Here is a 25,610-nt window from a genome sequence, read left to right on the forward strand (position 1 = left end):
GCGGAGGATGCAAAGTTCCGATCCGCTGGTGGCCGGCGTCGTGCACAAGGCGCCCGGCTCGACCGTACGACTGCGCCCGGTGGCCGAGGACGACCTGGCGATGCTGCGCCGTTTCGCTGTCGAACCCGGGCTGATCGGGCTCGACTGGGCCGGCTTCCGGGACGCCGCCGCTCCGGCCCGCCGCTTCGCCGAGGACGGCTATCTCGGCGAGCAGGTGGGCGGCCTGATCGTCCAGGTCGAGCCCCCCGACGTCGCGGCCGGATTCCTCAGCTATCGCCAGGGCCAGCACGGCGGGCGGGCACCGTACTGGGAGATCGGCATCGTGCTGCTGCCCGAATGGCGCGGCCGGGGTCTCGGCTGGCGGGCCCAGGCGCTGCTCTGCGACTACCTGTTCAGCCACACCCCGGCGCAGCGCATCCAGGCCGGCACCCACCCCGAGAACCTTGCCGAGCAGCGATCGCTGGAGAAGGCCGGCTTCCAACTGGAGGGGGTCTTGCGGGCCTGTGAGTTCCGGGCCGGCGCCTGGCGTGACGGGTGGCTCTACAGCCGGCTGCGCGACGACCCGTCACCGCTGTGACCGCTCGGCGTCCCCTGGCCAACGTGCGGGCTCGGCTCCCATGACCGCATCGAATGGCGTGTGCCTCTCCGGGTAGTGGCAGGCGGTGAGCTGCCCGCCGCCGTCCCGCGTGGTGAGTGCGGGTTCTTCGGTGGCGCAGTGGTCGGTGGCTTTCCAGCAGCGGGTCCGGAAGCGGCAGCCCGATGGTGGGTTGAGTGGGGTGGGCACGTCGCCGGTGAGGCGGATGCGGCCGGCGGGTCCGAGGGTGGTGACGTCGGGGATGGCGGACAGCAGTGCCCGGGTGTAGGGGTGTTGTGGGTGGGTGTAGATGGTGTCGCGGTCGCCGATCTCGACGATCTTGCCGAGGTACATGACGGCGACGCGGTGGCAGAAGTGCCGGACCACGGCCAGGTCGTGGGCGATGAACACGAACGCCAGGTCCAGGTCGCGTTGCAGGCTGCGCAGCAGGTTGATGACCTGCGCCTGGATCGACACGTCCAGCGCCGAGACGGGTTCGTCGGCCACGATCAGTTTCGGCTTCAACGCCAGAGCGCGGGCGATGCCGATGCGCTGGCGTTGCCCGCCGGAGAACTCGTGCGGATACCTGTTGTAGTGCTCCGGGTTCAACCCGACGAGTTCGAGGAGTTCCTGGACGCGGTGTTTGACGCCGCCGGGTGGGGTGATCCGATTGACCTGCAACGGCATCGCCACGATCCGCCCGACCGTGTGGCGCGGGTTCAGCGACGCGTACGGGTCCTGGAAGATGATCTGCAGGTCCTGCCGCAGCCCGCGCAACTCACCACGTTTCGCATGCGTGATGTCCCGCCCCGCGAACGCGATGCTGCCTGCGGTCGGCTCGAGCAGGCGGACCAGCATCCGCCCGGTCGTGGTCTTCCCACACCCCGACTCCCCCACCAGCCCGAGCGTCTCGCCCGGCCGCACGTCGAAGTCCAACCCGTCCACCGCCCGCACCGCACCCGTGCTGCGCAGGCCCTGCCGGACGGGGAAGTGCTTCGTCAGACCGCGCACCGACAGCAGCGGCTCGGCCGCGAGCCGGGCTGCGTCGCCCGGGCCGCTTACCGCCCCCGAGGCGCCCACCACCGGCGCCTGTCCGTTCGCCACCACGTTCATCGGGCCACCCCCACCTGTGCGACCTCGTCGCGGTAGATCCGCTCCCGCGCGGCGACCGGCAGGTGACACGCCACCAGATGCCCGGCCGTGCCCGCCGAGACCAGCTCGGGCACCTCGGTACGGGACCGGTCGCCGTTGACGTCGGCCCACCGGCACCGCGGATGAAACGCACACCCCGACGGCAGATTGATCAGACTGGGCGGGTTACCCGGGATCGGCACCAGGTCCGCATCCGCGTCACCGTGCAACGACGGCACACTCGACAACAACCCCCACGTGTACGGATGCTGCGGCGCCCGCAACACCCGCTCCACACTCCCGTGCTCCACCCCCCGACCCGCATACATCACCAACACGTCATCAGCCACCTGACTGACCACACCCAGATCGTGAGTGATCAACACGATCGCCGACCGGAACTCCTCCTGCAAATCCGCCAACAGATCCAGGATCTGCGCCTGCACCGTCACATCCAACGCCGTCGTCGGCTCATCCGCGATCAACAAATCCGGATCGTTCACCAGCGCCATCGCGATCATCGCCCGCTGCCGCATCCCACCCGAGAACTCATGCGGATACTGCTCGAACCGCTTCGCGGGCTGCGGGATACCGACCCGCCCCAGCATGTCCACCGCCCGGCTGCGGGCCTCCCGCTTCCCGGCCCTCGGATGATGCACCCGATACGCCTCCGCGATCTGCCTACCCACCGAGTAGTACGGATGCAACGCCGACAACGGATCCTGGAAGACCATCGCCATGTCCCGGCCCCGCAGCCGCCGCACCTCCTCCTCACCCAACCCCACCAGCTGCCGCCCACCCACCCAGATCTCCCCCGAAATGGCCGTGCGCTTCGCGTTGTGCAAACCGAGGATCGCCAGCGAGGTGACGCTCTTACCGGAACCGGACTCACCCACGATCCCCAACGTGCGACCCCGCTCCACAGCGAACGACACCCCGTCCACCGCCCGCACCACACCGTCCTCGGTGTCGAACCGCACCCGCAGATCCTCGACCCGCAGGTACGGGCCCTCGCCGCGACGCGGCGCCGGAAGCTCCACCATGTCCGTCTCCTCCTCCTCAGCCCAGCCGGACCCGTGGGTCGATCACCGCGTACAGCACGTCGACGACGATGTTGGCGACCACGATGAACACCGCCGCCAGCAGCACCGTCGCCATCACCACCGGCAGGTTGAGGAACTGCACCGCCTCCACAGTCGCCTTCCCGAGACCCTGGAGGCCGAAGATGGTCTCGGTGATGAACGTGCCGCCGAGGCTGGTGCCGATGTCCAGCCCGGCGATCGTGACGATCGGTGTGATCGCCGCCCGCAGCGCGTGCCGGGTGTGCACCGTCCGGGCGGGTAGGCCCTTCGCCCGGGCGGTACGGACGAAGTCCTCCGACAACGTCTCCAGCATCTGGGCCCGGGACAGCCGGGCGTACAGCGCGGAGTTGAGGAAACCGAGCGTCATCCAGGGCAGCAGCAGTCCGGCCGCCCAGCGCAGCGGACTCTCGGTCAGCGGCGTGTAGCTGGGGAACGGCAGCAGGCCGGTGGAGTAGACGAGCAGGTAGAGCAGGATCAGACCGAAGAAGTAGACCTGCATCGACGCCCCGGCCAGGGTGACGCCGATGGCGGCGCGGTCGAACGCCGTACCCCGGCGCAGTGCCGACACCATGCCCAGCGAGATACCGAGGCCGAGCCAGAGCACGGCGCCGCCGAGGACGATGCTGAACGTCACCGGGGCGCGCTGGGCGACGATCTCGGTGACCGGCTGGTTGTTGCGGAACGAGTAGCCGAGGCAGGGCGCCGGGCAGTCCTGCCGGAAGTCGCCCTCGCCGTAGGTCCGGCCGGCGAAGACGCCGCCGACGAAATCGGCGTACTGCCGGGGCAGCGGCTGGTCGATGCCGAGGCGGCGCTCGACCTGGGCGATGTCCTCGGCCGTGCAGTTCTTGCCACACATCACCTTCGCCGGGCTGCTCGGCACCGCGAAGAACAGGCCGAACGTGACAAGGCTGATGACGACCAGGGTCAGGGCGGCGACGAGCAGCCGCCGTACGACGAAACGGAGCACGGGAGCACCTCCCCCGGGGTGGGCGCGGGAGCGGCCGCCGTGACAGCCGCCCCCGCGCGGCTGTCACTTCTTCACGTAGATGCCGTTGAGCGAGATGATCCCGAACGCGTCGCTGAGGAAGGCGTTGCCGACCTTCGAGCCGTGCAGCTCGTAGGTGGCGTCGTAGTAGCAGGGCACTACAGGCGCGTACTTCTCCATGATCATGCGGTCGAGCGCCATCCAGCCGGCGTCCTGCTCGGCGGCCGGCAGGTCGCGGACCCGGTCGATCTCCGCGCTCACAGACGGTTCATTGAGGTACGACAGGTTCTGGTTGCCCTCGGCCACGATCTCCCGTCCGTCGTAGACCGGCGGGATGACAGTCGAGCCGGTGGGCCAGTCCGAGCCCCAGCCGGTGAGGTACATGTCGTACGGGTTGTCCTTGCGGCCGACCTCGTCGTAGTAGCTGCTGTTGTCGATCGGCTTCATCACGATGTCGAAGCCCATGTCGGTGAGGTTCTTGCGCAGTGCCTCGGCCTGCTGGGTGCGCAGCTCCAGGTTGGAGTGGGCGAGGACCAGCTTCGGCCGCTTGCCGGCGAGCAGCTCGGCGGTCTTGGCCTTGTCGCCGGTGACCGGGGCGTTGAACAGGTCGTAGGGGACGAAACCGGCGGTGGTGGGTGACATGAGCGTGGTCGCCGGCGAGCCGGCGGCCTGCCCGCCGAGCACCTTGAGCAGGGCGTCCTTGTCGACCGCGTAGTTCAGCGCCCGCCGTACGCTCAGGTCGGTGACCCGCTGGGTGTTGATGCTCAGCACCCAGTTGTACTGCGTCGGACCGCGCACCACCCGGTCGGCGACGCCGGATCCGGTGGTGCGGGGCAGCACCGACGGCGGCACGTCCGACCAGCTCAGCGCCGCCTGGTCGGCCGGCCCGTCGGCGACCAGGCGCTCGGCGATCTGGGCCTGCTCCAGGCCGAACGTCATCCGGATCGCGTCCGGGTACGCGTTGCGGATCGGGTCGGTCGCCGGATCCCAGTTCGGGTTGCGTTCCAGCTCCAGCGACACGTCGCGCTGGTAGGTCTTCACCCGGTACGGCCCGGACGAGAACGGCCGCAGGTCGTAGTTGGCGCGGGTGTCCTTCGCCGCGGGCACGGGCGCGCTGGTGGGCAGCGCCGCGGCGTACGGCAGGTCGCAGTGCGGCTGCGGGAAGGTGAACCGGATGGTCCGGTCGTCGGGGGTGGCGACGCCGTCGGGCACCGGCTTGCCACCGTCGTACGGTCCCTTGTAGGTCGCGTTGTACGCCCCGCCCGGGTAGAGCCACTGCTGGATGTAGTGCGGGCCCTCGTTGAGGTTCGCCGCGAACGACCTGGCGATGCCGTGGGCGACGTCCTTGCTGGACACGGGCGTGCCGTCCTCGTACTTCACGCCGTCGCGGAGGGTGAACTCCCAGACCTTGCAGTCGCCGTTGACGTCCTTGCCGGGGTTGGTGGCCAGGTCGCCGACGAGCAGCAGCTTGCCGGTGCCGTCCTCCTTGTAGCCGTTGAGCGAGCGGTAGAGCAGCCCACCGGCGACCTGCTGCACGTTGACGTAGTTGCGGGCCGGATCGAGGTGCTCGAAGTCGGCCGGCTGCATCACGGTGAGGGTGCCGCCGCGGGTCGCCCCGGCGACGTCCTTCGCCGGGCCCTGGTTGTCGGCGGCCTCGTACGAGATCGATCCGCTCTGGGTCTTGGTCTTCTGGTCGTCGCCGCCCCCGCCGTCGTCGGTGGTGGGGCTGCAGCCGGCGGCGGCCAGCGCCGCCGCGGCGAGGACACCTGTCAGTGTCCGGGTTCGTGCGCGCACGGTGTGCTCCTTCCTGCCCGGCGGCCCCCGCCGGCCGGGCACTGATGGCCGTGGGGACTACCGGGTGGAGCGGGGGTCCAGCGAGTCGCGCAGCGCGTCGCCGAGCAGGTTGAACGCCAGGACCAGCAGGAAGACCGTCAACCCGGGGAACAGGGTGTACCAGGGGTCGCTCGCGACGTAGCCGATGCTGTTGAAGATCATGCGGCCCAGGTCGGGCGTGGGTTCGGTGACGCCGATGTTGACGAACGCCAGCGCCGCCTCGATGGCGATGAACTGCGGCACCATCAGCGAGACGGTGACCAGGATCGGCGCCCAGATGTTCGGCAGCAGCTGCCGCAGCATGATGTGCGCGGTGCCGGCGCCGGCGGCCCGGGCCGCCTCGACGAACTCCCGCTCGCGCAGCGAGATCACCTGACCGCGGACCAGCCGCGCGGTGTACGTCCAGCTGAACAGGCCGAAGGTGGCGACGATCAGGGCCACCCGGAAGGCCGGCGACGGTGCCTCCCGGTCGGAGTAGAAGCGGTCCTGGAGGATCGGGATGACCGCGAGGGCGAAGATGAGGAACGGGAACGCCAGCGTGAGGTCGATCAGCCAGTTGACGACGCTGTCCAGCCAGCCTCTGGCCCACCCGGCCAGCACACCCACGGCGACACCGATGCCGGATGCCAGCAGCGCCGAGGCGAACGCGATGAACAGGGACGTCCGCAGGCCGTAGACCAGTTGCATCAGGATGTCCCGCCCGCTGCCCGGTTCGAGCCCGAGCCAATGGTCGGCGCTGATTCCACCGGCATACCCGATCGGCATTCCGAAATCGTTCAGGCGGTCGGCGAACTTGTCGGTCGGGTCGATTCCGGTGAGCCGTTCCAGCAGTGGCGCGCCGAGCGCGACAAGGGCGGCGACGGCGAGCGTGACGGCGCTGGCGCGGGCCGTACGGTCGCGTTTGAGCCGCAGCCAGGCGAGCCGGCCGGGTGACCGGCCGACGAATTCGCCGGGCCGGCCGGCAGGGCCAGGAACGGCCTCGACATCGGGGCCGGGAGCGGCCGGTGAGTACGACAGTTCGCTCATGAGCAGTCCTCCCGACGGGGACGAAAACGGCCTGCCACCCGACGGTAATGCGCTATGACGCACTGGAAAGAATCGTTCCGGTAACGGCCGTTCCGGTTGTCGTGCATTGACAACGATCCGGCGTACGGAATGCATCGGCGCAATAACGGCTCGATTCGGTTGTCAGCCTTTCAGGTGGCCGTTCCACGAATTCGGAATGCGTTGCCGCAAGGCACTCGGGCGGTTGTCAGCCGTTCGGGCATTCCCGTACGCCGATGTCACACCAGCCGGGCGGCAGCGTCGACCGGTGTAACACTTCGTGACTCTTCGCGTTCACACCGTCCACCTAGGGTTCTCGGCGGTCCGGTTCGCACGACGTGCCGGGCCGTCCACCGGCCCTCACCCGGGGCCCCGACGGAAGGACCACCCATGCCCTTCGCCCGACGTACCGCCGCTGCGGCCCTGGCCGCCGTGCTCGGCGGCCTCGCCGCGCCGGCCTCCCCCGCGCAGGCCGCGCCGCGCCCCGGCCCGGAGACCCCCTCGGTGCTGCTGCTCACCGTCGACGACGGCGCCGGCCCGCGCGCCACGGTGCTGACCTGCGGGCCCACCGGCGGCCTGCACCCCGACCCGATCACCGCCTGCCGGCTCGTCGCCCGCGTCGACGGCGACCTGGACGCGCTCGACGTGCACGGCGCGCCCTGCACGTCCCAGTACGCCCCGGTCGTCGCGCGTGCCGTGGGCATCTGGCAGACCCGCCCGATCTCCTACACCCGGACGTTCGGCAACGCCTGCCTGATGCAGCGCACCACCGCCTCCCTCTTCACCTTCTGACCCCCTCCTTGTCGCGTTGATCATGAGGTTGGCGGCGGTTCCGGTCCGATTTGTCGCCGTCAACCTCATGATCGACGGGGTGGGTCGGGAGGTGGGCCGGTGGAGTGGGGAGAATGGGTGCCGTGCCGGGAGGAGGACGGGTGGGTGACGGGCGGGAGTTGCGGGCGGACTGCTCGCGCTGCGCCGGAGTGTGCTGCGTCGCTCCCGCGTTCACCGCGTCGGCCGACTTCGCCATCGACAAGCCCGCCGGGCGGCCCTGCCCGAACCTGGGCGCCGACTTCCGCTGCGGCATCCACACCGAGCTGCGGCAACGCGGCTTCCCTGGATGCACCGTGTTCGACTGCTTCGGCGCCGGTCAGCACCTCACGCAGCACACGTTCGCCGGCCGCGACTGGCGCGCCGACCCGGCTACCGCACAGCGCATGTTCGGCAGCTTCGCCGTGCTGCGGCCGCTGCACGAGCTGCTGTGGTACCTGACCGAGGCGGTACGCCTGACCCCGCCCGGCCCGCTGCGCGACGAGCTGACCACCGCGCTCGACGAGACCGGCCGGCTCACCGACGGCACCCCCGACGACCTGCTCGCGCTCGACGTCGACGCGCACCGGGACCGGGCCAACCGGCTGCTGTCCCGTGCCGCCGAACAGGCCCGCGCCGGGAAGGCCGGGCCGGACCGCCGGGGCGCGATGCTGATCGGGGTGGACCTGCGCCGTACCCCGCTGGCCGGGGCGAACCTGCGCGGCGCCTGCCTGATCGGCGCCGACCTGCGGGGCGTACGCCTCGGCGCCGCCGACCTGACCGGCGCGGACCTGCGCGGAGCCGACCTGCGCGGCGCGGACCTGGGCGAGTGCCTGTTCACGCACCAGTCGCAGCTCGACGCCGCACGCGGCGACCACCGCACGGTCCTGCCGCCGGGCCTACGCCGCCCGTCCCACTGGTCCCTGACCCTGACCCCGACAAACCCCCAGCCCCGCCACCCCCACCCCCGCTCCCGACCCCGACCTCGGCGTTGATCAAGGAGTTCGTGTCCGGTTCGGGGCCGGATCGGAACACGAACTCCTCGATCACGGCGTGATGGGGCGGGGGCGGTTTGGTGGGGGTGGGGTGGGGAAGGCGGTGCGGACGAGTGTTGCCGACGGGAGGGGCCCCCGGTGGGATATCGGGCACGCGACGGTGAGGAGCCGGTCGACCCGGCGCACGCCGAGGACGAGGCCGGGCAGGTGCCCCTGGTGCAGACGGCCGCGGACACCGACGTGCCGGCGCCCGCTCCCGGTGCGCCGAAACCGGACGAGGTGACCGAGGACGACGGATCCGGAATGGCTGGCGGCGCCTCCGGCAGCAGCTCGGGCGGCTCCTCGATGCCGACCCACCCGGACGCGGCCCGCGGACGGGACGCCGCCCGCTGAACGTTTGCCGTCACCCGCTGCGGGCAGGAGTGCGACATGACCAGTGAAGAGTCCTTCGGCCGCGCGGCCGGCGACGAACCCGACGGCGCGACCGCGTACGAGGCGTCCCTGCGCCCACCGGGCGAATCCCTGCACACCACCGACGACACCGGTGACGACTTCGCCGATCTGCCCGCCGAGGACCGGCGCTCTGCACGCGAGGTCAGCCGGGCCGGTTACGACGTCGACGCGGTCTCCGGCACCGGCGACCCGTCCGAGGAGCCGGAGGAGATCGAGGAGGGCCGGCCGCTGCGCTGACGCGCACGCGGGGTGGCGGCCGGGCCGGCGCCCCGCGCCTCGGTCATGCCCCGGTTCGCCAGCGCGTCCGCGCGCTCGTTCTCCGGGTGCCCGTTGTGGCCCTTCACCCACAGCCACGTCACGTCGTGCCGGGCGCAGGCCGCCTCCAGCGCCTGCCACAGGTCGGCGTTCTTCACCGGCTGCTTCGCGGCGGTCAGCCAGCCGTTGCGCTTCCAGGCGTTCAGCCAGCCGGTGATGCCGTTGCGCACGTACGTGCTGTCGGTGTGCAGCCGTACCGTGACCGGGCGGGTCAGGCTCTCCAGCGCCCGGATCGCGGCGGTCAGCTCCATCCGGTTGTTGGTGGTCGGGGTGGCCTCGCCGCCGCACAGCTCCCGCTCGTGCCCGCCCCAGCGCAGCACCGCACCCCACCCGCCCGGCCCGGGATTGCCGCTGCACGCGCCGTCGGTCCAGATCTCCACGATCCGGCCGGTCTCCGCCTCCGCCATGCCCGGCAACCTACCGGGTGCGCGGGCGCGCGGGACCACCCGACCCGCCGCGCCCGGCTAGCGTGCGAGCATGACCACTCCCCCGGACTTCGCCACGCTCTGCAACTTCCGTGACCTCGGTGGCTGGCGGACCGGGGACGGCCGCGCCGTCGCCCGGGGCCGCCTATACCGCTCCGACTCGCTGGCCAAGCTCGCCGGTGCCGATCTGGAACGGTTCGCGGCGCTCGGCGTGCGCACCGTGATCGACCTGCGGTACCCGTGGGAGATCGCCGACCGCGGCCGGGCCCCGGAGAGCCTCGGCGTCACCTGGCACAACCTGAGCATCGAGCACCGGCCGTACGTGCAGGCCGACATCGACCCCGACGTGGACCCGTGGCGCTACCTGGCCGACCGGTACGCCGAGGTGGCCGAGGACGGCGTGGCCGAGCTACGGCAGGCGATCGAGGTGATCGCGGACGGCGAGCACCCGCTGGTGTTCCACTGCGCGTCCGGCAAGGACCGCACCGGGCTGCTCGCCGCGCTGGTGCTGTCAGTGCTCGGCGTGGACGACGACCAGATCGCTGCGGACTTCGCGCTCACCGAGCACGCCACCGACCGTCTGGTGGCCGAGTGGCGGGACCGCAACGGCGGCGCGACGCCGGGCTGGCCGGCGTACGGGCGGGCACCGGCCGAGATCATCCGGCTGGTGCTGGCCGAGCTGCGGGCCGCGCACGGTTCGGTGCACGGGTACGTGACCGGCCGGCTCGGTGTCGGCGAGGAGACGATCGACGCGCTGCGCGCCCGGCTGCTCACCGGTGACTCCATCCCGCTGCCCACCCAGGGCACCACCGGCAGTACGCCGACGCCGGCCGCCCGGTAGAGCACCTCCGGCCGCCGATACCGGGCGCCGTCGCCGTTCCCACGAAAAGCAGACGACGCCGCTGCCACGGTCTGGCACGCTGCGGGATCGTGGACACGCGGTGGGACGGCCTGCGGGCCGAGGTACGGGCGACGCTCGACGAGCTGGTCTCCTCCGGCCGGGAGACCGGTGTGCAGGTGGCCGCGTACCTGGGCGGGGTCGCGATCGTCGCCGAGCAGGCCGGGCTCGCCGACACCACCACCGGCCGGCCGATGACCGCCGACACGCCCGTGCACGCGGTCTCCACCGGCAAGGGCCTCACCGCCACAGTGGTGCACGTGCTGGCCGAGCGGGGACGGCTCGACTACGACCTGCCGCTGGCCGCCGTGTGGCCGGAGTTCGCCCGGCACGGCAAGGACGGCATCACGCTGCGGCACGTGCTCACCCACACCGCCGGCCTGCCAGCGCTGCCCGCCGACGTCACACCCGAGGACTTCACCGACTGGACGCGCATGTGCGACCTGCTCGCCGGCGCACGGCCGCTGTGGGCACCCGGCGAGCGGCTGGCGTACCACGCCTGGACGTGGGGCTGGCTGGTCGGCGAGGTGGTGCGGCGGGTCACCGGCGCCCCGGTGTCGCGGGTGCTCGCCGAGGAGGTGTCCGGGCCGCTCGGCGTGGACCGGGAACTGTTCCTCGGCGTACCGGAGGCGGACCTGCCCCGGCTGGCGCGGCTGGAGGACGCCGGCCTGTCCGCGCTGATGACCTGGGCCGGGGCCAACCTGCCGCACTTCGACGCGGTCGCGCCACCCGGCGTACGGCCGGACACCGTCATCGGCTCCCGCCCCGACGTGCTACGCGCCGACGTGCCGTCGGTCGGCACGATGAGCGCCCGCGCGGTGGCCCGGATGTACGCGGCACTGCTCGGCCCGGTCGACGGGGTCCGGCTGATCTCCGCCGGGCGGATGCGGGACGTGTCCGCCCCGGCGGTCCGCGCACCGGAGTGGGTGTTCGGGCAGGAGAGCACGTTCGGGCTCGGGTACGCGGTCGACGACGGATCGTTCGGCACCGCGGGTAGCGGCGGGAGCCTCGCGTTCGCGTACCCGAACCTGGGGTTGACGGTGGCGGCGGTGCGCAACCGGCTCGGCGCGGGCGACGGCGACCCGATGGAGAGGCTGCGGACGCTGGTACGCGACCGCGTCGCCGAGGCGACCGGCCACCGAGGCTAGCGGCGCAGGCGGGCCCGCAGCCGCCCGGCCGCGTCGCCGAGCACCGCGCCGGTCATCGGCAGCAGCGGGCTGGACCGCATCACCGCCAGGTCCTCGGCCGGGCTGGTCACGCCGTCGAGGAAGCGCAGCACCCGCTCCGGCGGGTTGCGGTCGAACAGCCGCTCGAAGAACTCCACCCCGCCGACGTGCCCCCGGTCCAGCGCGCGCAGCGCCACCGCGTCCATCCACAGGTGCCGTCCCGGGTACGCGGGCGCCGGCACCGGCGGGCGGCCGGCGGCGAGCGCCAGTGCCACCTGGTCGGCCTGGCGCAGCATCGCGGAGAACGTGAATCCGGTGGACGGGCGGGTCGCCCCACCCGCGGTGCCCAGCCGCGCCACTCGAGGGCTGGGACGGGACTCGAACGGTCCGTCGGTCATCGGGATCACACCGTCCTCGACCTCCCGCACCCGCAGCGCGGTCAGGTCCAGGCCGAGCAGGTCGGCGTACCCGCGCAGCGCCGCGTCGTAGCCCGCGTCGTCGAGCAGTTCCGGCCCGAACTCGGTGTACTCGACCAGCGCGAACCGGTCGTCGACAGGCAACACGTACCCGAAGGAGACGCCACGCTGCGGCTGCGGCGTGCGGAAGTCCATCAGCACTGCCCGCTGCGGATCGAACGTCGACCGGTCGGCGGCCAGCCACCAGCCCCGGAAGTGCTGCAACCAGCTGGTCCGCCCCGGCCGCCGGGGCCGCCGGGGCCGCGAGTCGAGCACCCACCCGGCCCGCACCAGGTCTCGCCCGTCCGGGTCACGGACCGTGACCCGCTCACCGTCGTCGTGCAACTCCCCCGCCGGGACGCTGATCCGGACCGCGTCCAGCCGCCGCTCGGCCCCGGCAGCCCGGTCGTAGACCGGGGCGGAGCGGAGCATGGCGTACCGCAGGGGGTCGAGCGTGAGGACGCGGCGGCCAGCCGGCGTGACCACGTCGACCCGCGACCAGCTCGCGCTCAGCAGTGGGTCGAGGTCGTCGCCGGGCAGACCCCAGAACGCCCAGGTGCGGTCCTGGCCGCGCTTGTGCACCGGGTCGACCACCGCGACCCGCAGCCCGGTCACGCCGTGGCGGTCCAGCGCGGCCAGGACCAGGGATGCGGCGCCGCCGCCGCCGACCAGCGCGAGGTCGACGTCGACCGGGAAGGAAGCGTGCATCCGGCCACGCTGCCACATCGGCGCATGCGGTCACCGGCCGACCCGCGCTCAGGCCACCGGCGCGGGCTTCTGCGGGGCCGGGTCGGCATAGGCGGCGGCCACCGTCGCCCGGTCGAAGACCCGCCACGTCGCGGCGATCACCGCGACCGCCACCGCGAAACCCACCCAGTACGGCGCGGTGATGCCGAACCGGGCCGCCACCACGCCACCGAGCAGCGCGCCGACACAGTTGCCACCAGCCGCGACGAACAACGTGGTGCTGCCGACCCGGCCCATCAGCTCCGGCGGGGTGAGCCGCTGCCGCAGCGAGTTCGCCACGATGTTCCACAACGCGCTGTGCGCCCCGAACGCGAACAACGCGAACCCGACCACGGCCGCACTGCGGGACGCGGCGAGCGCCAGGTGCAGTCCCGCCTCGACCAGCAGCCCGGTCCGCACCGTCCAGGTGGGCGTGATCGCGGCGATCAGCCGGTCCCCCACCAGCGAGCCGAGCACCCCGCCGACCGCCATGCAGGTGAACAACGCGCCGTAGCCGACCGAGCCGAGGCCCAGCCGCTCGGTGGCGAGCAGCACCAGCACCGCCACGGCGGCGGTGAGCGTGACGTTGAGCAGGCCGATCAGCACGGTCATGGTGCGCAGCAGCCGCTGCCGCCACAGCCAGCGGAACCCCTCCGCGACCTCCGCCCGCACCGACCGCCGCCCGTCCGGCGCCGGCCCGCCGCGGTACGTCCCGGCGAGCAGCCCGACCAGCACGGCGCTCAGCGCGTACGTGCCGGCGTTGAGGGCGAACGGCAGCGACGCCGCCAGCACGAACAGGAACCCGCCGAGTGGGCCGGCGATCATGTTCTGCATCACCTGGGTGCCGCCGCCCAGCCAGCCGTTCGCGCGTTCCAGCAGGGAGCGCGGCACCACCGCCGGCAGCACCGCCTGCGCGGCGGTCCGGAACACCACCTCACCGGTGTTAACCACGAACAGCACCGCGTAGAGCAGCGCGATCCCGGCCCGGTCGGCGAGCATCGCCGCGGCGAGCACCGCGAGCGCGCCGACGCGTACCCAGTCGATGAGCACCATCAGCCGCCGCCGGTCCACCCGGTCGGCCAGCACGCCACCGGGCAGCGCGAACAGCAGCCACGGCAGCCACGACACCGCCGCCCCGGCCGACACCACAAGCGGATCGTCGGTGATCGACGCCACGTACAACGGCGCCGCCACCGTCGCCGTCCCACTCCCCAGCGCGGACAGCGTGCTCGCCGTCCACAGTCGGGCGAAGCGCCCGCCGAGCCGTTCCCCCGTCACGGCGAGGCAACCTACCAGCGGCGATGAACCCTGCCGACCGGTTTTACGCCCGCCAGGCGAGCACCACCGGCGCGAGCGGGTCGGCCACGTCGAGCACCACGTCCGCGTGCCGCGCCGGGTTCGCCTCGGCCCGGTACCGCGCCTGCCCCAGCAGGTAGCGCGCCCGGTACCGGCGGCGCACCTCCTCGGCCGAGCCGAACACCTCCAGGTCGCGGATCAGTGCCCGGCGCAGCGTCTCGGCCGGCTCCACGTGCAGGTAGACCGTCACGTCCCAGTGCGACCGCAACTCCGGCCGGAGCAGGAACACCCCGTCGAGGAGCAGCACCGCGTCCGCCGGCGCGGTCACCCGCGCCGCGGGAACCGGCTTCTCGGCGCGCAGGTCGTACGCCACCCGCAGGTACCGCCGGTCACCGCCGGGTCCGAGCGGGCGCAGCACCCGCTCCACCAGCGTCTCGTGGTCGAACGCGTCCCGGTAGTAGCCCTCCGGCGACAGCGGCCCCCGCGCCCGGCGGACCGCGGCGGGCCGGTGGAAGCCGTCGACGCTCACCCGGAGCACCGGCCTCCGCTGCCCCAGCACCTCGGCCAGGTCATCGGCCAGCCGGGTCTTGCCCGCCGCATCAGGGCCGTCGACGGCCACCCGCAGCGGGTGCGGCGGACGGCGCGCGGCGAGGTCGTCGGCGAGCCGGGCCAGCACCCGCCCCCGCGTCCCGGTCATCCGTCGGCCCGCGCCGGGCGGCGGCTGTTGAGGCGGGCCGCCTGCCGGTTCAGGTGGTCGCGTTCGGCCAGGCTGGACGCCCGGCGGGCCGCCTCCGCGTACAGCGCGGCCGCCCGGTCCGGGTCGCCGTCGCGTTCGTGCAGGTAAGCGGCCACCGCCGTGTACCGGGGCAGCGTGTCGTCCAGCGCCGCGAGCGCCGCCAGCCCGGCGCGCGGGCCGTCCGCCTCGCCCACCGCCACCGCCCGGTTGAGCCGGGCGATCGGGCTGCCGGTCAGGCGGACCAGTTCGTCGTACCACTCGACGATCTGCACCCAGTCGGTCTCCGCCGCGGTGGGCGCGTCGGCGTGCAGCGCCGCGACGGCGGCCTGGGCCTGGAACTCGCCCAGCCGATCCCGGGACAGGGCGGTCTGGAGGATGCCCACACCCTCGGCGATCAGCGTCGTGTCCCACCGGCCGCGGTCCTGCTCGGCCAGCGGCACCAGGCTGCCGTCGGGCGCGGTCCGCCCGGCCCGGCGGGCGTGGTGCAGCAGCATGAGCGCGAGCAGCCCGGCCACCTCCGGATGGTCGATCGCGGCGGCGAGCTGCCGGGTGAGCCGGATCGCCTCGGCCGCCAGGTCCACGTCGCCGGAGTAGCCCTCGTTGAACACCAGGTACAGCACCCGCAGCACGGTGGCGACGTCACCGGGCTGGTCGAACCGGACCCCGGAGACGGTGCGCTTGGCGCGGCTGATCCGCTGCGCCGTGGTGGCCTCCGGCACCAGGTACGCCTGCGCGATCTGCCGGGTGGTGAGCCCGCCGACGGCACGCAGCGTCAACGCGACGGCCGACGACGGGCTCAGCGACGGATGCGCGCAGAGGAAGTAGAGCCGCAGCGTGTCGTCCACCGCCGGCACCGGGCCGGGTGGCGGCTCCTCGTCCACGAGGTCCTCACGCCGGCGCCGGGCGGCGTCGGCGCGGACCACGTCGAGGAACCGCCGCCACGCCACTGTGACCAGCCAGCCGCGCGGATCGCGGGGCGTGTCGGCCGGCCAGACGCGCAGCGCCTCGATCAGCGCGTCCTGCACGGCGTCCTCGGCCGCCGCGAAGTCGGCTCCGCGGCGGACGAGGACACCGAGCACGCCCGGGATGAGGCTGCGGAGCGCGACCTCGTCCATCGGACGGATCACTCGGTGATGGTCGGCGGCGCGGTCAGGAACGGGCGCAGCTCCAGCCACTCGTGGATCGGCTTGCCGCCCTGCCCCGGCGCGGCCGACAGCTCACCGGCCAGTTCGAGCGCGCGCTCGTAGCTGTCCACGTCGATCACCATCCAGCCGGCGATGAGGTCCTTCGTCTCGGCGAACGGGCCGTCGGTGACCGGCGGGCGTCCCTCGCCGTCGTAGCGGACGAACGTGCCCTCCGGGGCGAGCGCCTGGCCGTCGATGTACTCGCCGCTCTCCTGGAGCCGCGCCGCGAACTCCTGCATGTAGTTCACGTGCGCGGAGATCTCCTCCGGCGTCCACTTGTCGATCATCGGCATGTCGGTGACCGGAGTCGGGCCGCCGCGGTAGTGCTTCAGGAGCAGGTACTTCATGAGTGTCTCCTCGTGGAGTCGTGCGGCCCATTCTGGCCGCGTTCACTCCGGGGACGAAGCTGCCCGTCCGTTCTCGACATCGGTGGCGGAGGAATTTCGGGCGTCACCTCGTGTAGGGCATCCTAGGAGGCTGGTTCTGGTGGTCCGAGCCGCCCGCCCCCGTCGCGGCGGCCCGGACCCGTCAGCGGATCGCCCGGCCGTCAGCGGGCGGCGGTCCGGCGCAGGCCGGTGATCAGCACCGCGCCCGCGACCAGGTGCAGCGCCACCAGCGTCAGCGTCGCCGCGCCCCCCACTCCCCCGCCCAGCGGCCCGAGCAGCGACACCAGCAGCACCAGGCCCGCGACCACCGTCCAGGCCGTCCGGGCGCGGGCGGTGAGCCGCTCCAGCAGGGCCAGCAGCGCCCAGCCGGCCAGCCCGGCTAGCAGCGTGCTCACCACCACCGCCACCGGCGTCACCCGCTGGTCGGCGGAGCCGCTGCGCGTTATCAGCTCCACCCCGGCGACCGGTACCGCGACCACCCATCCCAGCAGCGCGGCGACGGTCGCCGCGAACACCGCGAGCAGACGGTCCCGGCGGCGGTTCGGGCGGGCGGCGACGGTCGGGATCGTGGTCTCCATCGGTGACTCCTCCACATCGGGACGACTGCCGGAAACGCTAGGTCCGGCCTGCCGCCGCGCGGATCGGGCCACGGAGCGGTTCCCGGCTCCGCCGCCGGACCGACCACCGGCCCGGATCTCCGTCCGGCGACCGATGAGAAGCGGTGGACCGGCGGCCTAGCATCCGGACATGAGGTGCGCGTCCCGGTCCCGGTTCCTGCTGCTGTTCGACGGCGGCATCGCCACCGCGAGCCTCGCCGTGTGCCTGCTCGCGCTACTGGCCTCCGACGCCGGCCCGGACACGCCCGGCGCGACCGCCGTCGCGGTCGGCCTCGCCGTCGCGCAGGCGAGTTGTCTGCTGTGGATCCGGCGCCACCCGGGGTACGCCGCCGGCGTCGCCGCGCTCGCGGGCGTCGGCCTGGAGGCGCTCTGCCCGCAGCTCGGCTGGCTCGGCCTGGTCGCCATCCCGATGGCGTACGTGGCCCGGCTGCGCCCGCCCCGGTACTCGCTCGTCGCACTCGGACTGCTGCTGGCGCCCACACCGTGGAAGCTGGTCACCGGCGGCTGGCGGGACCTGCTGCTGGCGGTGACCGCGCTGGCCCTGAGCTGGACGCTCGGCGAACTGCAACGGGGCCAGGCGCAACGGCGCTGCGCGTGGGAACGGCAGGTGCTGGCGGCCGAGCGGGAACGCATCTCCCGGGAACTGCACGACGTGGTGGCGCACCACGTCGCGGTCATCGCGGTGCAGGCCGGCGCCGCCGAGGACGTGTTCGACGAGCACCCGGCGCAGGCCCGGGCCGCGCTCGCCGCGATCGACACGGCGGCCCGGTCGGCGCTGACCGAACTACGGTCCATGCTGCACGCGCTCGCCGTCGACGACGGGTCCGAGCAGGGCGGGCCACAGCCGGGGCTGGCGCAGCTCGACGCGCTCGCCGACGCGGTACGGGCGGTCGGTCTGCCGGTGACGCTGCACCGGGAGGGCGACGGCGAGGCGCTACCCGGCGGGGTGCAGCTGTCGGCGTACCGGATCGTGCAGGAGTCACTGACGAACGCGCTGCGCCACGGGCACGCCACCCGCGCCGACGTGGACGTCCACTACCGCGACGGCGTACTGCGGCTGGAGGTCGTCAACGACGGCCCGGCGCCCGCCCGCCGGCCCGGTACGCCCACCGGGCGCGGCATCGTCGGCATGCGGGAGCGGGCCCGGCTGCTCGGCGGCACGCTGGACGCCGGCCCGCTGCCGGCCGGCGGGTTCCGGGTCCACGCGCGACTGCCGGTCGGAGCGGGCCGGTGACCGTGCGGGTGGTGGTCGCCGACGACCAGGAGCTGATCCGCGCCGGGCTGCGCACAGTCCTCGACGCGCGGCCCGACCTGAGCGTGGTCGGCGAGGCCGCCGACGGCGTCGAGGCGGTCGCGGTGGCGACGCGGACGAGGCCGGACGTGGTGCTGATGGACGTGCGGATGCCCCGGCGCGACGGCATCGCGGCCACCCGGGACCTGGTGGCCGCCGGCAACCCGGCCCGGGTGGTCATGCTGACCACGTTCGACCTGGACGAACACGTCTACGCCGCGCTGCGCGCCGGGGCGAGCGCGTTCCTGCTCAAGGACACCCGCCCGGCCGACCTCGTCGAGGCGGTACGCGTGGTGGCGCGCGGCGAGGCCCTGCTCGCGCCCACAGTGACCCGGCGGCTGCTGGACCGGTACGCCGAACGCCTGCCCGCGCCCGCGCCCACCGGCGACGTGCTCGCCGTGCTGACCGCGCGCGAGCGGGAGGTGCTGACGCTCACCGCGCGGGCACTGTCCAATGCGGAGATCGCCGCCCGGCTGCACCTGAGCACCGCCACCGTGAAGACCCACGTCTCGGCGATCCTCACCAAGCTGGGCCTGCGCGACCGGATCCAGGCGGTGGTGCTCGCGTACGACACCGGACTGGTCCGGCCGGAGCCGCCGGTCCGGTAGGCAACCGAACCGGACAGCGGACCCAGACGTACCGAACCGGGACGGCTCGCCGTCCGGCCTGGCCCGGCATGTCCGCCGTCTCGTGGCGGCAGGGAGCACACCGGACGGCAACGAAGATTTCTCAATTACCCCCAGTGACCGCCGCAACCCTCCTAGTGTTGGCCACACCGGTGCTCGTCACGGAGTTGGCCACCCGAACGACGTCCCACGCCTACAGCGGACGAAAAGTGAGGGAAGACGCGGATGAAGGCACAGTCATTTCTCGGATCGGCGGCGTTCGGCGTGGGCCTCGGCGCACTGCTGCTCCCGGCCGCCGCGCTGGCGGACACCAGAGTCTCACCCGCCACCACCCCGGTCGGCGGCACCGTCGTGCTGACCACCACGTGCAACCCGAACGCCGGTGACGCGATCTTCCGGGTCACCGGCCCGGACCGGGACCAGAACGTCCGGTCCACCACTGCGGCCGCGGGCGGTGGCCTGAGCGCCGAACTGTTCACCGCCGGGTTCACGCTCGGCACGTACACCGTGGCCACCACCTGCGGCGACGGCAGCGACGGCGGCAGCGCCACGTTCACCGTCACGCCGATCGGTGGTGCGCAGGCCGGTGGCGGCGGGCGCGACGGCGACACCGGAGTGCTGATCGCCGGTGGCGTGCTGGCCGCCGGGGCGCTCGCCGGTGGCGCGTACGCGGTCATCCGCCGGCGCCGCGCGGACGCCGTAGCCTGACCGGCTCGCCGGGCGGTCCGCCCGCGCCGGATGCTCCGGCGCGGGCGCCGCGTCCCCGTCGAACGGAGGTGGGATGCTGTCGGAGTCGCAGCGCCGGTCGCGCCTGCACACCGCCGTCCTGGTCACCGCCGTCACCGTCGCCGCCGCCACCGGCACCGGCCTGGTCTCGGCCGGGCTCGGCACCACATCGGCGTCACCACCGCAGCCCGGCGTCTCCGCCGCGCCCGCCACCGAACGGCCGGGTACGGCAGGTCCGGCGCTCCCCCGGTCCACGCCGGTCCGGGTCACCGTCCCGCGCATCGGCGTCGACGCCGAGATCGTCCCGGTCGCCACCGACGCGGACGGCGCGCTCGAGGTGCCACCGCTGGACCGCCCGGAGGTCACCGGCTGGTACCACCCCGGTCCCGCCCCCGGCCAGGCCGGCAACGCGGTGCTGGTCGGGCACGTCGACTCGCAGCACGGCCCGGCGGTCTTCTTCGACCTCGGGCGGCTGCGCGGCGGCGACACGATCCGGGTGCTGCGGGCCGACGGCCGGACCGCGACGTTCACTGTGGACGGCGTCGGGGCGTACCCGAAGGAGCGCTTCCCCACCGCGCGGGTCTACGGCGGCGACGCGGCGGCGCGGCTCCGGTTGATCACGTGCGGCGGGCGGTTCGACCCGCGCACCGGCAGCTACCCGGACAACATCGTCGTCTTCGCCACCGCGACCCGGTGACGCTCAGTCCGCCAGGTCGGCCAGCTCCGCGCCGAGGAGTTCCGCCAGCAGCTCCACCCGGCCCGGGTCGTTGTCGGCGGTGATGTTCCGGCTGGGCATCTCGACGGTCATCAGCAGGTAGAGGTAGAGCCGGTAGAGCCCGAGCCGCCGCCGCGCCCCGGCGTCGAGCGGGAACGGCGCCGCCGCCCGGTAGGCGCGCACCAGCGGGTCGTCCGGCTCGTCCTCGGCGCGGCGGAACAGCAGCGGCGACACCAGGTCCATCAGCGGGTCACCCCACAGGTACCGCTCGCCGTCGACCAGGCCGCTCAGGCGCGGCGTGCCGTCCGGCCCGTCGACGGCGAGCACGTTCCCGGCCCAGCCGTCGAAGTGCAGCAGCGCCGGGCGGTCGACCGCGTCGAGCACCGCCGCGTGCCGCGCCACCAGCTCCCGGATCCGGGAGGCGGGCACCGGCAGCGGCACCGCCCAATCCGCGGCATCGGCGAGCATGTCGTCCACCATCGCCGTGTACGCGTCCCGCCACGTCGCGCCGGAGGCCCGGTCGCCGTCGTAGCCGTACCGCTCGCCGGTGACCGTGTGCAGCGCGGCGAGCGCGCGGCCGAACTCGGCGCGCAGCGGACCGACGTCCGCGCCGGCCTGGCTCAGGTCCCAGAGGGTACGCCCCGGTAGCCGCGCCATGAGCAGCCAGTCGCCCAGCTCGGGGTCGGTTCCGTGCCGCAGCAGCGCCGGCGTCGGCACCCCCGGTGCGCGGTCGGCCACCAGGCGCAGGTAGTGCGCCTCCGCGCCGATCATGTCCCGCTCGTAGCGCAGCAACGGCACGTGCGGCGGCGGACCGACCTTGAGCACCACCTCGCGGCCGTCGGTGAGGCGTACCCACCAGACGGCGGCGAAGCCGCCACCGGTCAGCGGCCCGCAGTCGGCCACCTCGGCGCCGGATCCGAGCGAGGCGGTGAGGTAGCGGCGGACCTGCGCGGGGTCGAGAGCACGCTGAGTAGGACTCACGCTCATGGTCCGGGGAGCCTAGTGCGTCGAGGTGCCGGGAAGGGCCCCTGCTGGGCACCGCCCCGGCGCTTGGGAGAATCGTGGCATGGCGAAACGGGGTCAAAGTCCGGCGGTGTGCCCGTGCGGCACCGGCCGGCCGTACGCGGACTGCTGCGCCCCGGTCCACCGGGGCGAGGCGACGGCGGCGACCGCGGAGGCGCTGATGCGGTCCCGGTTCAGCGCGTTCGCGCTCGGCGACGCCGCGTACCTGCGGCACAGCTGGCACTCCAGCACCCGCCCCGAGCGGCTGGAGCTGGACCCGGGCACCCGCTGGACCCGGCTGGAGATCGTGGAGACCGGGCAGGGCGGCCTGTTCGACAGCGCCGGTACGGTCCGGTTCCGGGCGCACTACCGCGAGAGTGGCCGGGCGGGCGTGCTGGCCGAGCACAGCCGCTTCGCCCGCGAGGACGGCCGCTGGGTCTATCTGGACGCACTGCCCGAGTGACGGTCAGGCCGGGCGCGGTCAGGCCGGGCGGGGGGTGGGCTGGGCAAGCTCGGCGATCTCGCGGGGTAGCTGGGACAGCGCGCGGTTGAACTGGGCCGGCCCGATCACCCGGTGCAGCGCCTGCAACACCGCCCGCGCGCCGCGCTCGGCGTCGGACGGGGTCGCGCCGGAGCGCTCGGCGACCCGGCGCAGGAACTCGTCGTACCCGAAGACCTCCGGGTCCTCGACCCGGGCGCGGGCCAGCAGCGGACGCAGCTCGTGCGCGAGGTGCGCGGACAGGTCGTCGGCCTCGCCGCCGCTGATCCGTTCGGCGAGCGTGCGCAGCGTCGCCTCGGTCAGCGCGCGGGCCGTCTCGACCGGCACGCCGGCGCGGGCGGACACCCGCGCGTAGAACTCCGGTTCGGCCATCGTCCGTCCTCCCGTCGCAACGGCAGCGTGGCTACCCGCCGCCGGCCGCCGCAAACACCGCCGGCCCCGGCGAACAGGCGCTCAGGCCAGGGCCCGCGCCGCCGAGACGATCGCGCCGACGCCGATACCGGCCCGGTCGAACTGCTGGGCAGGGGTGCCGGAACCGGGCAGCCCGCGTACCGCCAGGTGGTTGACCCGGGCCGGTTCGCCCAGGTCGGCGAGCGCCTCCAGCACCGCGGAGCCCAACCCACCTTCCGGGTAGTGGTCCTCGACCACTACCAGCCGCCCGCCGGTCTCCACGACGGTCTCGGCCAGGCGTTGCCGGTCCACCGGCTTGATCGAGTACATGTCGATCACCCGGGCGTCGATGCCCTCGCGGGTCAGTTCGTCGGCGGCGGCGAGGCACAGGTGCACCGTCACGCCGGTGCCGAGCAGCGCCACGTCGCCGCCGTCGCGCACCATCCGGCTGCCGCCGATCGGGAACGGCTCGGCGTCGTCGTAGAGCACCGGGTACTTGCCACGCGTGGTGCGCAGGTAGGTGATGCCCGGGTGGTCGGGCATCTGGGCGACGAGGGCCGCGCAGGAGACCGCGTCGGCCGGGCAGAGCACCGTGGAGCCGGGCACGGCCCGCAGCGCGGCGATGTCCTCCAGCCCCATCTGGGACGGGCCGTCCGCGCCGATCTCCACCCCGGCGTGCGACCCGACCAGCGCGATGTCGGCCCGGGACACCCCGGCCATCCGGATGAAGTCGTAGGCCCGGGACCAGAACGCGGCGAACGTCGCCGCGAACGGCCGGTAGCCGCGCACCGCCAGGCCCACCGCCGCGGCGGTGAGCTGCTGTTCGGCGATGAACATCTGGAAGAACCGATCCGGGTACGCGGTGGCGAAGCGCTCCGCCCGGGTGGAGTCGCTGACCTCGCCGTCGAGCGCGACCACGTCGGGCCGGGCGGCGCCGAGGGCGCGCAGCGCGTCACCGTACGCGTCCCGCGTGGCGACCTTCGCGCCACGCTCGTATCGCGGCAGCTCCGGCTGCCCGTGCTCGGCCGGGGCGGTGCGCGGCGCGGCCGGTGGTTTCGGTCCGGCGACCCGGATGCGCCGGGGCCCGCCGAGCGCCCGGACGGCCCGATCGGCCAGCTCCGGGTCGAACGGCTTGCCGTGCCAGGACGGGTCGTTCTCCACCGCGGGTACGCCCTTGCCCTTGACCGTACGGGCCAGGACCACTGTCGGCCCGGTCGCGTCGCGGGCCTGCCCGTACGCCTCGTCGATCGCGCCCAGGTCGTGACCGTCGACGACTATCGCCTGGCAGCCGAACGCCTCGACGCGCCGCCGGTAGGTGTCCAGGTCCCACTCCAGTTCGGTGGGGCCGCGCTGGCCGAACCGGTTGACGTCCACGATCGTGGTGAGGTTGCGCAGACCGTAGTGGCCGGCCTTGTCCAGCGCCTCCCACACCGACCCTTCGGCGGTCTCGCTGTCGCCGCAGAGCACCCAGACGTGTGCTGGTGACCGGTCGAGGTACTGGGCGGCGAGCGCCACCCCGACGCCGACCGGCAGGCCCTGCCCGAGCGAGCCGGTGGCGACGTCCACCCAGGGCAGCACCGGCGTGGGGTGGCCCTGCAGGCGCGACCCGGATCGCCGGTACGTCTCCAGCAGCTCCTGCTCGCTGATCGCGCCGGTGGCGCGGAACACCGCGTACAACAGTGGGGAGGCGTGTCCCTTGGAGAAGATCAGGTGGTCGTTGCCGGGGTTGCCCGGGTAGGACCAGTCGTAGCGCAGGTGCCGGGCGACGAGCACGGCGAGCAGGTCGGCGGCGGACAGGCTGGACGTGGGATGCCCGGAGCCGGCCATCGTGCTGCACCTGATCGCGTCCACCCGTAGCTGGGCGGCCAGGTCCGCCAGCCCGGTCAGCTCCTCGTCGCGCAGCGTGCGCTCTGCTTCCAACGTCACCGCGATCGTCTCCCGGGGTCGCCGAATTCCCGGACCAACGCTAGGCCGCGCACGCGACCATTGGTCCCCTTTCTGGCGATTCATGCTCGACCGGTGAGCAGCCAGAGCGCCACCAGCAGGTACGGCAGCACCGCGACCGCGAAGGCAGCCGGGTTCCCCACCGCGCCGGCGAGCAGCCCGTACCCGGCGTAGAAGGCGACGATGGTCAGGTCGGTGGCCATTCCGGCGGCCGAGGTGACGGTGGTCCGGGCCGATCCGGTGATCCGGGCCTGGAGCCGCACGTCGGCGAGCACGGTGGCCAGTTGGAACGCGGCGAACGCCGCCGCCAGCAGCACGAACCCCGCCGGGTGCCGCAGCAGCGCCCCGGCAGCGGTCGCCGCGGCCGCGAACACCAGCAGACCGGCGTACCCGCGGTGGGACAGCCGCTCGCCCAGCGGCGCGAGCAGCCCGCCCACAGTCATCCCGGCCCACACCAGCAGGAGCAGCAGCGGTACGCCCACCTCGGCCATGCCGGTGTCGGCGGCCAGCAGGCCGGTGTACTCGTCGAGCCCGCCCCAGATCGCGGTGACCGCCGCGACCAGCAGCACGGCGGCGCGGACGCGGCGGTCGGCCCGCACCTCGCGCAGGCCCACGCGCAGGCTGTCCAGCCAGCCGGGCTCATCGTCGTCCACCGCCGGGACCGGAGCGGCCGGCGGCCGGCGGTGTTCCGGGAAGCGGGCCGCGACAGCAGCCGCCAGCAGGCACGCCGCCACGCTCGCCGCGCCGACGGCGAGGTAGCCGCCGAGCGCGAACACCGGCCCGGCGAGCACCCCCGAGCCGACCGCGCCGAGCACCTCGGCGGTGCGGGTCCGGCCGATCAGCCGGGCATACCTGTCGGCCGCGCCGAGGCGTTGCAGCTCGGTGAAGACGAGCGCCTCCAGCGCGCCGGAGCGCAGCGCGCCCCCGGCGCCCCAGAGCAGGAAGCCGGCGGCGAACGCCGGATAGGACGGCAGCAGCACCCAGAGTGCGAACCCGGCGGCGGCCAGCAGCGGCGCCAGGCAGAGCAGCAGGCGGCGCGACACCGCGTCGGCCCACACGCCGGAGGGCACCTCCAGCACGATGCCGGCGGCCGCCCAGAGCACGAACAGCGAGGAGATCTGCCCGACCGACAACCCGGTGTCGGCGAACAGCAGCACGTAGAGCGGGTAGAGCAGGACGAGGTCGGTGAGGAACGCGTACCCGTAGAGCGTCGCCGCCAGACGGCGGGTCGCGGGCACGCGGGCAGGAGCGACGAGCATGGAACCTTCCCACGGGACGTGACGGACACCGGTCGGAATGCACGGCGTCC

The 25,610-nt window shown here is 73.6% G+C and carries 28 protein-coding genes; 12 read left to right on the forward strand and 16 right to left on the reverse strand.

Annotated elements, in window-relative coordinates:
* The first annotated feature begins 7 nt into the window (after window positions 1-7).
* The gene (locus O7546_RS14940; protein WP_194803463.1) at window positions 8-577 is read left to right on the forward strand and encodes a GNAT family protein; all 570 of its coding nucleotides are present in this window, start codon (window positions 8-10) and stop codon (window positions 575-577) included.
* Here the strand turns inward: O7546_RS14940 and O7546_RS14945 are convergent.
* The 5 genes from O7546_RS14945 to O7546_RS14965 all read right to left on the reverse strand — a co-directional run bounded on the left by O7546_RS14945 (window position 566) and on the right by O7546_RS14965 (window position 6,631).
* Window positions 566-1,687 (reverse strand): dipeptide ABC transporter ATP-binding protein, encoded by a 1,122-nt coding sequence (locus tag O7546_RS14945; RefSeq protein ID WP_281601104.1) that lies wholly within the window; start codon window positions 1,685-1,687, stop codon window positions 566-568. The genes O7546_RS14940 and O7546_RS14945 overlap by 12 nt on opposite strands.
* Entirely contained in the window at window positions 1,684-2,748 is a 1,065-nt protein-coding gene (locus O7546_RS14950) for an ABC transporter ATP-binding protein (protein ID WP_281601105.1), read from the reverse strand. The genes O7546_RS14945 and O7546_RS14950 overlap by 4 nt, the downstream gene beginning before the upstream one ends.
* Window positions 2,749-2,764: 16 nt before the next feature.
* Window positions 2,765-3,754, reverse strand: a complete 990-nt coding sequence (locus tag O7546_RS14955; RefSeq protein ID WP_269697031.1) for an ABC transporter permease — start codon at window positions 3,752-3,754, stop codon at window positions 2,765-2,767.
* A 63-nt stretch (window positions 3,755-3,817) separates the two neighbouring features.
* Window positions 3,818-5,566 (reverse strand): ABC transporter substrate-binding protein, encoded by a 1,749-nt coding sequence (locus O7546_RS14960; RefSeq protein ID WP_281601106.1) that lies wholly within the window; start codon window positions 5,564-5,566, stop codon window positions 3,818-3,820.
* A gap of 57 nt (window positions 5,567-5,623) precedes the next feature.
* A complete protein-coding gene (locus O7546_RS14965) occupies window positions 5,624-6,631 on the reverse strand; it encodes an ABC transporter permease (RefSeq protein WP_269697033.1) in 1,008 nt (335 codons plus the stop codon).
* 408 nt (window positions 6,632-7,039) lie between these two features.
* Here O7546_RS14965 and O7546_RS14970 point away from each other — a divergent pair, with 408 nt between their 5' ends.
* From O7546_RS14970 to O7546_RS14985, 4 genes are all read left to right on the forward strand, one after another.
* Window positions 7,040-7,441, forward strand: coding sequence for an SSI family serine proteinase inhibitor (locus tag O7546_RS14970; protein WP_194799429.1), 402 nt, complete (start codon window positions 7,040-7,042; stop codon window positions 7,439-7,441).
* Window positions 7,442-7,554: 113 nt separating this feature from the next.
* The gene (locus O7546_RS14975) at window positions 7,555-8,451 is read left to right on the forward strand and encodes a pentapeptide repeat-containing protein (protein ID WP_281601107.1); all 897 of its coding nucleotides are present in this window, start codon (window positions 7,555-7,557) and stop codon (window positions 8,449-8,451) included.
* Window positions 8,452-8,589: 138 nt separating this feature from the next.
* A complete protein-coding gene (locus tag O7546_RS14980) occupies window positions 8,590-8,844 on the forward strand; it encodes a hypothetical protein (protein ID WP_013286432.1) in 255 nt (84 codons plus the stop codon).
* A 36-nt stretch (window positions 8,845-8,880) separates the two neighbouring features.
* Entirely contained in the window at window positions 8,881-9,141 is a 261-nt protein-coding gene (locus O7546_RS14985) for a hypothetical protein (RefSeq protein ID WP_013286433.1), read from the forward strand.
* Here O7546_RS14985 and rnhA read toward each other — a convergent pair.
* Window positions 9,060-9,626 carry a ribonuclease HI gene (rnhA, locus tag O7546_RS14990; RefSeq protein ID WP_194799427.1) on the reverse strand — a complete coding sequence of 189 codons (567 nt, stop codon included), beginning with the start codon at window positions 9,624-9,626 and terminating at the stop codon, window positions 9,060-9,062. The two genes, O7546_RS14985 and rnhA, sit on opposite strands and share 82 nt — an antisense overlap.
* A 70-nt stretch (window positions 9,627-9,696) precedes the next feature.
* Between rnhA and O7546_RS14995 the strand changes: the two genes are divergently transcribed.
* Both O7546_RS14995 and O7546_RS15000 read left to right on the forward strand, forming a co-directional pair.
* The gene (locus O7546_RS14995) at window positions 9,697-10,485 is read left to right on the forward strand and encodes a tyrosine-protein phosphatase (protein WP_194799426.1); all 789 of its coding nucleotides are present in this window, start codon (window positions 9,697-9,699) and stop codon (window positions 10,483-10,485) included.
* An 89-nt stretch (window positions 10,486-10,574) separates the two neighbouring features.
* Window positions 10,575-11,690, forward strand: a complete 1,116-nt coding sequence (locus tag O7546_RS15000; protein ID WP_281601108.1) for a serine hydrolase domain-containing protein — start codon at window positions 10,575-10,577, stop codon at window positions 11,688-11,690.
* Here the strand turns inward: O7546_RS15000 and O7546_RS15005 are convergent.
* The 6 genes from O7546_RS15005 to O7546_RS15030 form a co-directional block, all read right to left on the reverse strand.
* A complete protein-coding gene (locus O7546_RS15005; protein WP_281601109.1) occupies window positions 11,687-12,871 on the reverse strand; it encodes a lycopene cyclase family protein in 1,185 nt (394 codons plus the stop codon). The two genes, O7546_RS15000 and O7546_RS15005, sit on opposite strands and share 4 nt — an antisense overlap.
* A gap of 48 nt (window positions 12,872-12,919) precedes the next feature.
* Window positions 12,920-14,167 carry an MFS transporter gene (locus O7546_RS15010; protein ID WP_269697036.1) on the reverse strand — a complete coding sequence of 416 codons (1,248 nt, stop codon included), beginning with the start codon at window positions 14,165-14,167 and terminating at the stop codon, window positions 12,920-12,922.
* Window positions 14,168-14,210: 43 nt separating this feature from the next.
* Window positions 14,211-14,882 (reverse strand): uridylate kinase, encoded by a 672-nt coding sequence (locus O7546_RS15015; protein WP_281601110.1) that lies wholly within the window; start codon window positions 14,880-14,882, stop codon window positions 14,211-14,213.
* The gene (locus O7546_RS15020) at window positions 14,879-16,036 is read right to left on the reverse strand and encodes a DUF6596 domain-containing protein (RefSeq protein ID WP_194799459.1); all 1,158 of its coding nucleotides are present in this window, start codon (window positions 16,034-16,036) and stop codon (window positions 14,879-14,881) included. The genes O7546_RS15015 and O7546_RS15020 overlap by 4 nt, the downstream gene beginning before the upstream one ends.
* An 8-nt stretch (window positions 16,037-16,044) precedes the next feature.
* Complete coding sequence (locus O7546_RS15025) at window positions 16,045-16,452, reverse strand: YciI family protein (RefSeq protein WP_281601111.1); 408 nt, start codon at window positions 16,450-16,452, stop codon at window positions 16,045-16,047.
* 200 nt (window positions 16,453-16,652) lie between these two features.
* The gene (locus O7546_RS15030) at window positions 16,653-17,069 is read right to left on the reverse strand and encodes a DUF6069 family protein (protein WP_194799421.1); all 417 of its coding nucleotides are present in this window, start codon (window positions 17,067-17,069) and stop codon (window positions 16,653-16,655) included.
* 169 nt (window positions 17,070-17,238) lie between these two features.
* On the opposite strand from O7546_RS15030, the gene O7546_RS15035 reads away from it, so the two are divergent.
* The 4 genes from O7546_RS15035 to O7546_RS15050 all read left to right on the forward strand — a co-directional run bounded on the left by O7546_RS15035 (window position 17,239) and on the right by O7546_RS15050 (window position 20,448).
* The gene (locus O7546_RS15035; protein ID WP_281601112.1) at window positions 17,239-18,342 is read left to right on the forward strand and encodes a sensor histidine kinase; all 1,104 of its coding nucleotides are present in this window, start codon (window positions 17,239-17,241) and stop codon (window positions 18,340-18,342) included.
* Window positions 18,339-19,007 (forward strand): response regulator transcription factor, encoded by a 669-nt coding sequence (locus O7546_RS15040; RefSeq protein ID WP_281601113.1) that lies wholly within the window; start codon window positions 18,339-18,341, stop codon window positions 19,005-19,007. Before O7546_RS15035 ends, O7546_RS15040 begins: the two co-directional genes overlap by 4 nt.
* Window positions 19,008-19,250: 243 nt before the next feature.
* Window positions 19,251-19,733, forward strand: a complete 483-nt coding sequence (locus O7546_RS15045; RefSeq protein ID WP_194799418.1) for a hypothetical protein — start codon at window positions 19,251-19,253, stop codon at window positions 19,731-19,733.
* Between the two features lie 73 nt (window positions 19,734-19,806).
* A complete protein-coding gene (locus O7546_RS15050; protein WP_194799417.1) occupies window positions 19,807-20,448 on the forward strand; it encodes a class F sortase in 642 nt (213 codons plus the stop codon).
* A 3-nt stretch (window positions 20,449-20,451) separates the two neighbouring features.
* Here the strand turns inward: O7546_RS15050 and O7546_RS15055 are convergent, their stop codons facing one another.
* Entirely contained in the window at window positions 20,452-21,453 is a 1,002-nt protein-coding gene (locus tag O7546_RS15055) for an aminoglycoside phosphotransferase family protein (protein WP_194799416.1), read from the reverse strand.
* Between the two features lie 79 nt (window positions 21,454-21,532).
* Here O7546_RS15055 and O7546_RS15060 point away from each other — a divergent pair, with 79 nt between their 5' ends.
* A complete protein-coding gene (locus O7546_RS15060; protein ID WP_194799415.1) occupies window positions 21,533-21,931 on the forward strand; it encodes a YchJ family metal-binding protein in 399 nt (132 codons plus the stop codon).
* 18 nt (window positions 21,932-21,949) lie between these two features.
* Here the strand turns inward: O7546_RS15060 and O7546_RS15065 are convergent, their stop codons facing one another.
* The 3 genes from O7546_RS15065 to O7546_RS15075 form a co-directional block, all read right to left on the reverse strand.
* Entirely contained in the window at window positions 21,950-22,339 is a 390-nt protein-coding gene (locus tag O7546_RS15065) for a DUF2267 domain-containing protein (protein WP_194799414.1), read from the reverse strand.
* Between the two features lie 81 nt (window positions 22,340-22,420).
* Window positions 22,421-24,283 (reverse strand): transketolase, encoded by a 1,863-nt coding sequence (locus O7546_RS15070; RefSeq protein ID WP_281601114.1) that lies wholly within the window; start codon window positions 24,281-24,283, stop codon window positions 22,421-22,423.
* A gap of 80 nt (window positions 24,284-24,363) precedes the next feature.
* The gene (locus O7546_RS15075) at window positions 24,364-25,560 is read right to left on the reverse strand and encodes an MFS transporter (RefSeq protein ID WP_281601115.1); all 1,197 of its coding nucleotides are present in this window, start codon (window positions 25,558-25,560) and stop codon (window positions 24,364-24,366) included.
* Window positions 25,561-25,610: the final 50 nt, after the last annotated feature.

The sequence above is a fragment of the Micromonospora sp. WMMA1976 genome, from assembly GCF_027497335.1.
Classification (GTDB): domain Bacteria; phylum Actinomycetota; class Actinomycetes; order Mycobacteriales; family Micromonosporaceae; genus Micromonospora; species Micromonospora aurantiaca.

Excerpts from the sequence above, each read along its gene's own strand:
- O7546_RS14940 (WP_194803463.1), top strand. The coding sequence starts at position 8 with ATGCAAAGTTCCGATCCGCTGGTGGCCGGCGTCGTGCACAAGGCGCCC.
- O7546_RS14945 (WP_281601104.1), bottom strand. The coding sequence starts at position 1,687 with ATGAACGTGGTGGCGAACGGACAGGCGCCGGTGGTGGGCGCCTCGGGG.
- O7546_RS14950 (WP_281601105.1), bottom strand. The coding sequence starts at position 2,748 with ATGGTGGAGCTTCCGGCGCCGCGTCGCGGCGAGGGCCCGTACCTGCGG.
- O7546_RS14965 (WP_269697033.1), bottom strand. The coding sequence starts at position 6,631 with ATGAGCGAACTGTCGTACTCACCGGCCGCTCCCGGCCCCGATGTCGAG.
- O7546_RS14970 (WP_194799429.1), top strand. The coding sequence starts at position 7,040 with ATGCCCTTCGCCCGACGTACCGCCGCTGCGGCCCTGGCCGCCGTGCTC.
- O7546_RS14975 (WP_281601107.1), top strand. The coding sequence starts at position 7,555 with ATGGGTGCCGTGCCGGGAGGAGGACGGGTGGGTGACGGGCGGGAGTTG.
- O7546_RS14985 (WP_013286433.1), top strand. The coding sequence starts at position 8,881 with ATGACCAGTGAAGAGTCCTTCGGCCGCGCGGCCGGCGACGAACCCGAC.
- rnhA (WP_194799427.1), bottom strand. The coding sequence starts at position 9,626 with ATGGCGGAGGCGGAGACCGGCCGGATCGTGGAGATCTGGACCGACGGC.
- O7546_RS14995 (WP_194799426.1), top strand. The coding sequence starts at position 9,697 with ATGACCACTCCCCCGGACTTCGCCACGCTCTGCAACTTCCGTGACCTC.
- O7546_RS15005 (WP_281601109.1), bottom strand. The coding sequence starts at position 12,871 with ATGCACGCTTCCTTCCCGGTCGACGTCGACCTCGCGCTGGTCGGCGGC.
- O7546_RS15015 (WP_281601110.1), bottom strand. The coding sequence starts at position 14,882 with ATGACCGGGACGCGGGGGCGGGTGCTGGCCCGGCTCGCCGACGACCTC.
- O7546_RS15020 (WP_194799459.1), bottom strand. The coding sequence starts at position 16,036 with ATGGACGAGGTCGCGCTCCGCAGCCTCATCCCGGGCGTGCTCGGTGTC.
- O7546_RS15025 (WP_281601111.1), bottom strand. The coding sequence starts at position 16,452 with ATGAAGTACCTGCTCCTGAAGCACTACCGCGGCGGCCCGACTCCGGTC.
- O7546_RS15030 (WP_194799421.1), bottom strand. The coding sequence starts at position 17,069 with ATGGAGACCACGATCCCGACCGTCGCCGCCCGCCCGAACCGCCGCCGG.
- O7546_RS15035 (WP_281601112.1), top strand. The coding sequence starts at position 17,239 with ATGAGGTGCGCGTCCCGGTCCCGGTTCCTGCTGCTGTTCGACGGCGGC.
- O7546_RS15045 (WP_194799418.1), top strand. The coding sequence starts at position 19,251 with ATGAAGGCACAGTCATTTCTCGGATCGGCGGCGTTCGGCGTGGGCCTC.
- O7546_RS15050 (WP_194799417.1), top strand. The coding sequence starts at position 19,807 with ATGCTGTCGGAGTCGCAGCGCCGGTCGCGCCTGCACACCGCCGTCCTG.
- O7546_RS15055 (WP_194799416.1), bottom strand. The coding sequence starts at position 21,453 with ATGAGCGTGAGTCCTACTCAGCGTGCTCTCGACCCCGCGCAGGTCCGC.
- O7546_RS15060 (WP_194799415.1), top strand. The coding sequence starts at position 21,533 with ATGGCGAAACGGGGTCAAAGTCCGGCGGTGTGCCCGTGCGGCACCGGC.
- O7546_RS15065 (WP_194799414.1), bottom strand. The coding sequence starts at position 22,339 with ATGGCCGAACCGGAGTTCTACGCGCGGGTGTCCGCCCGCGCCGGCGTG.
- O7546_RS15075 (WP_281601115.1), bottom strand. The coding sequence starts at position 25,560 with ATGCTCGTCGCTCCTGCCCGCGTGCCCGCGACCCGCCGTCTGGCGGCG.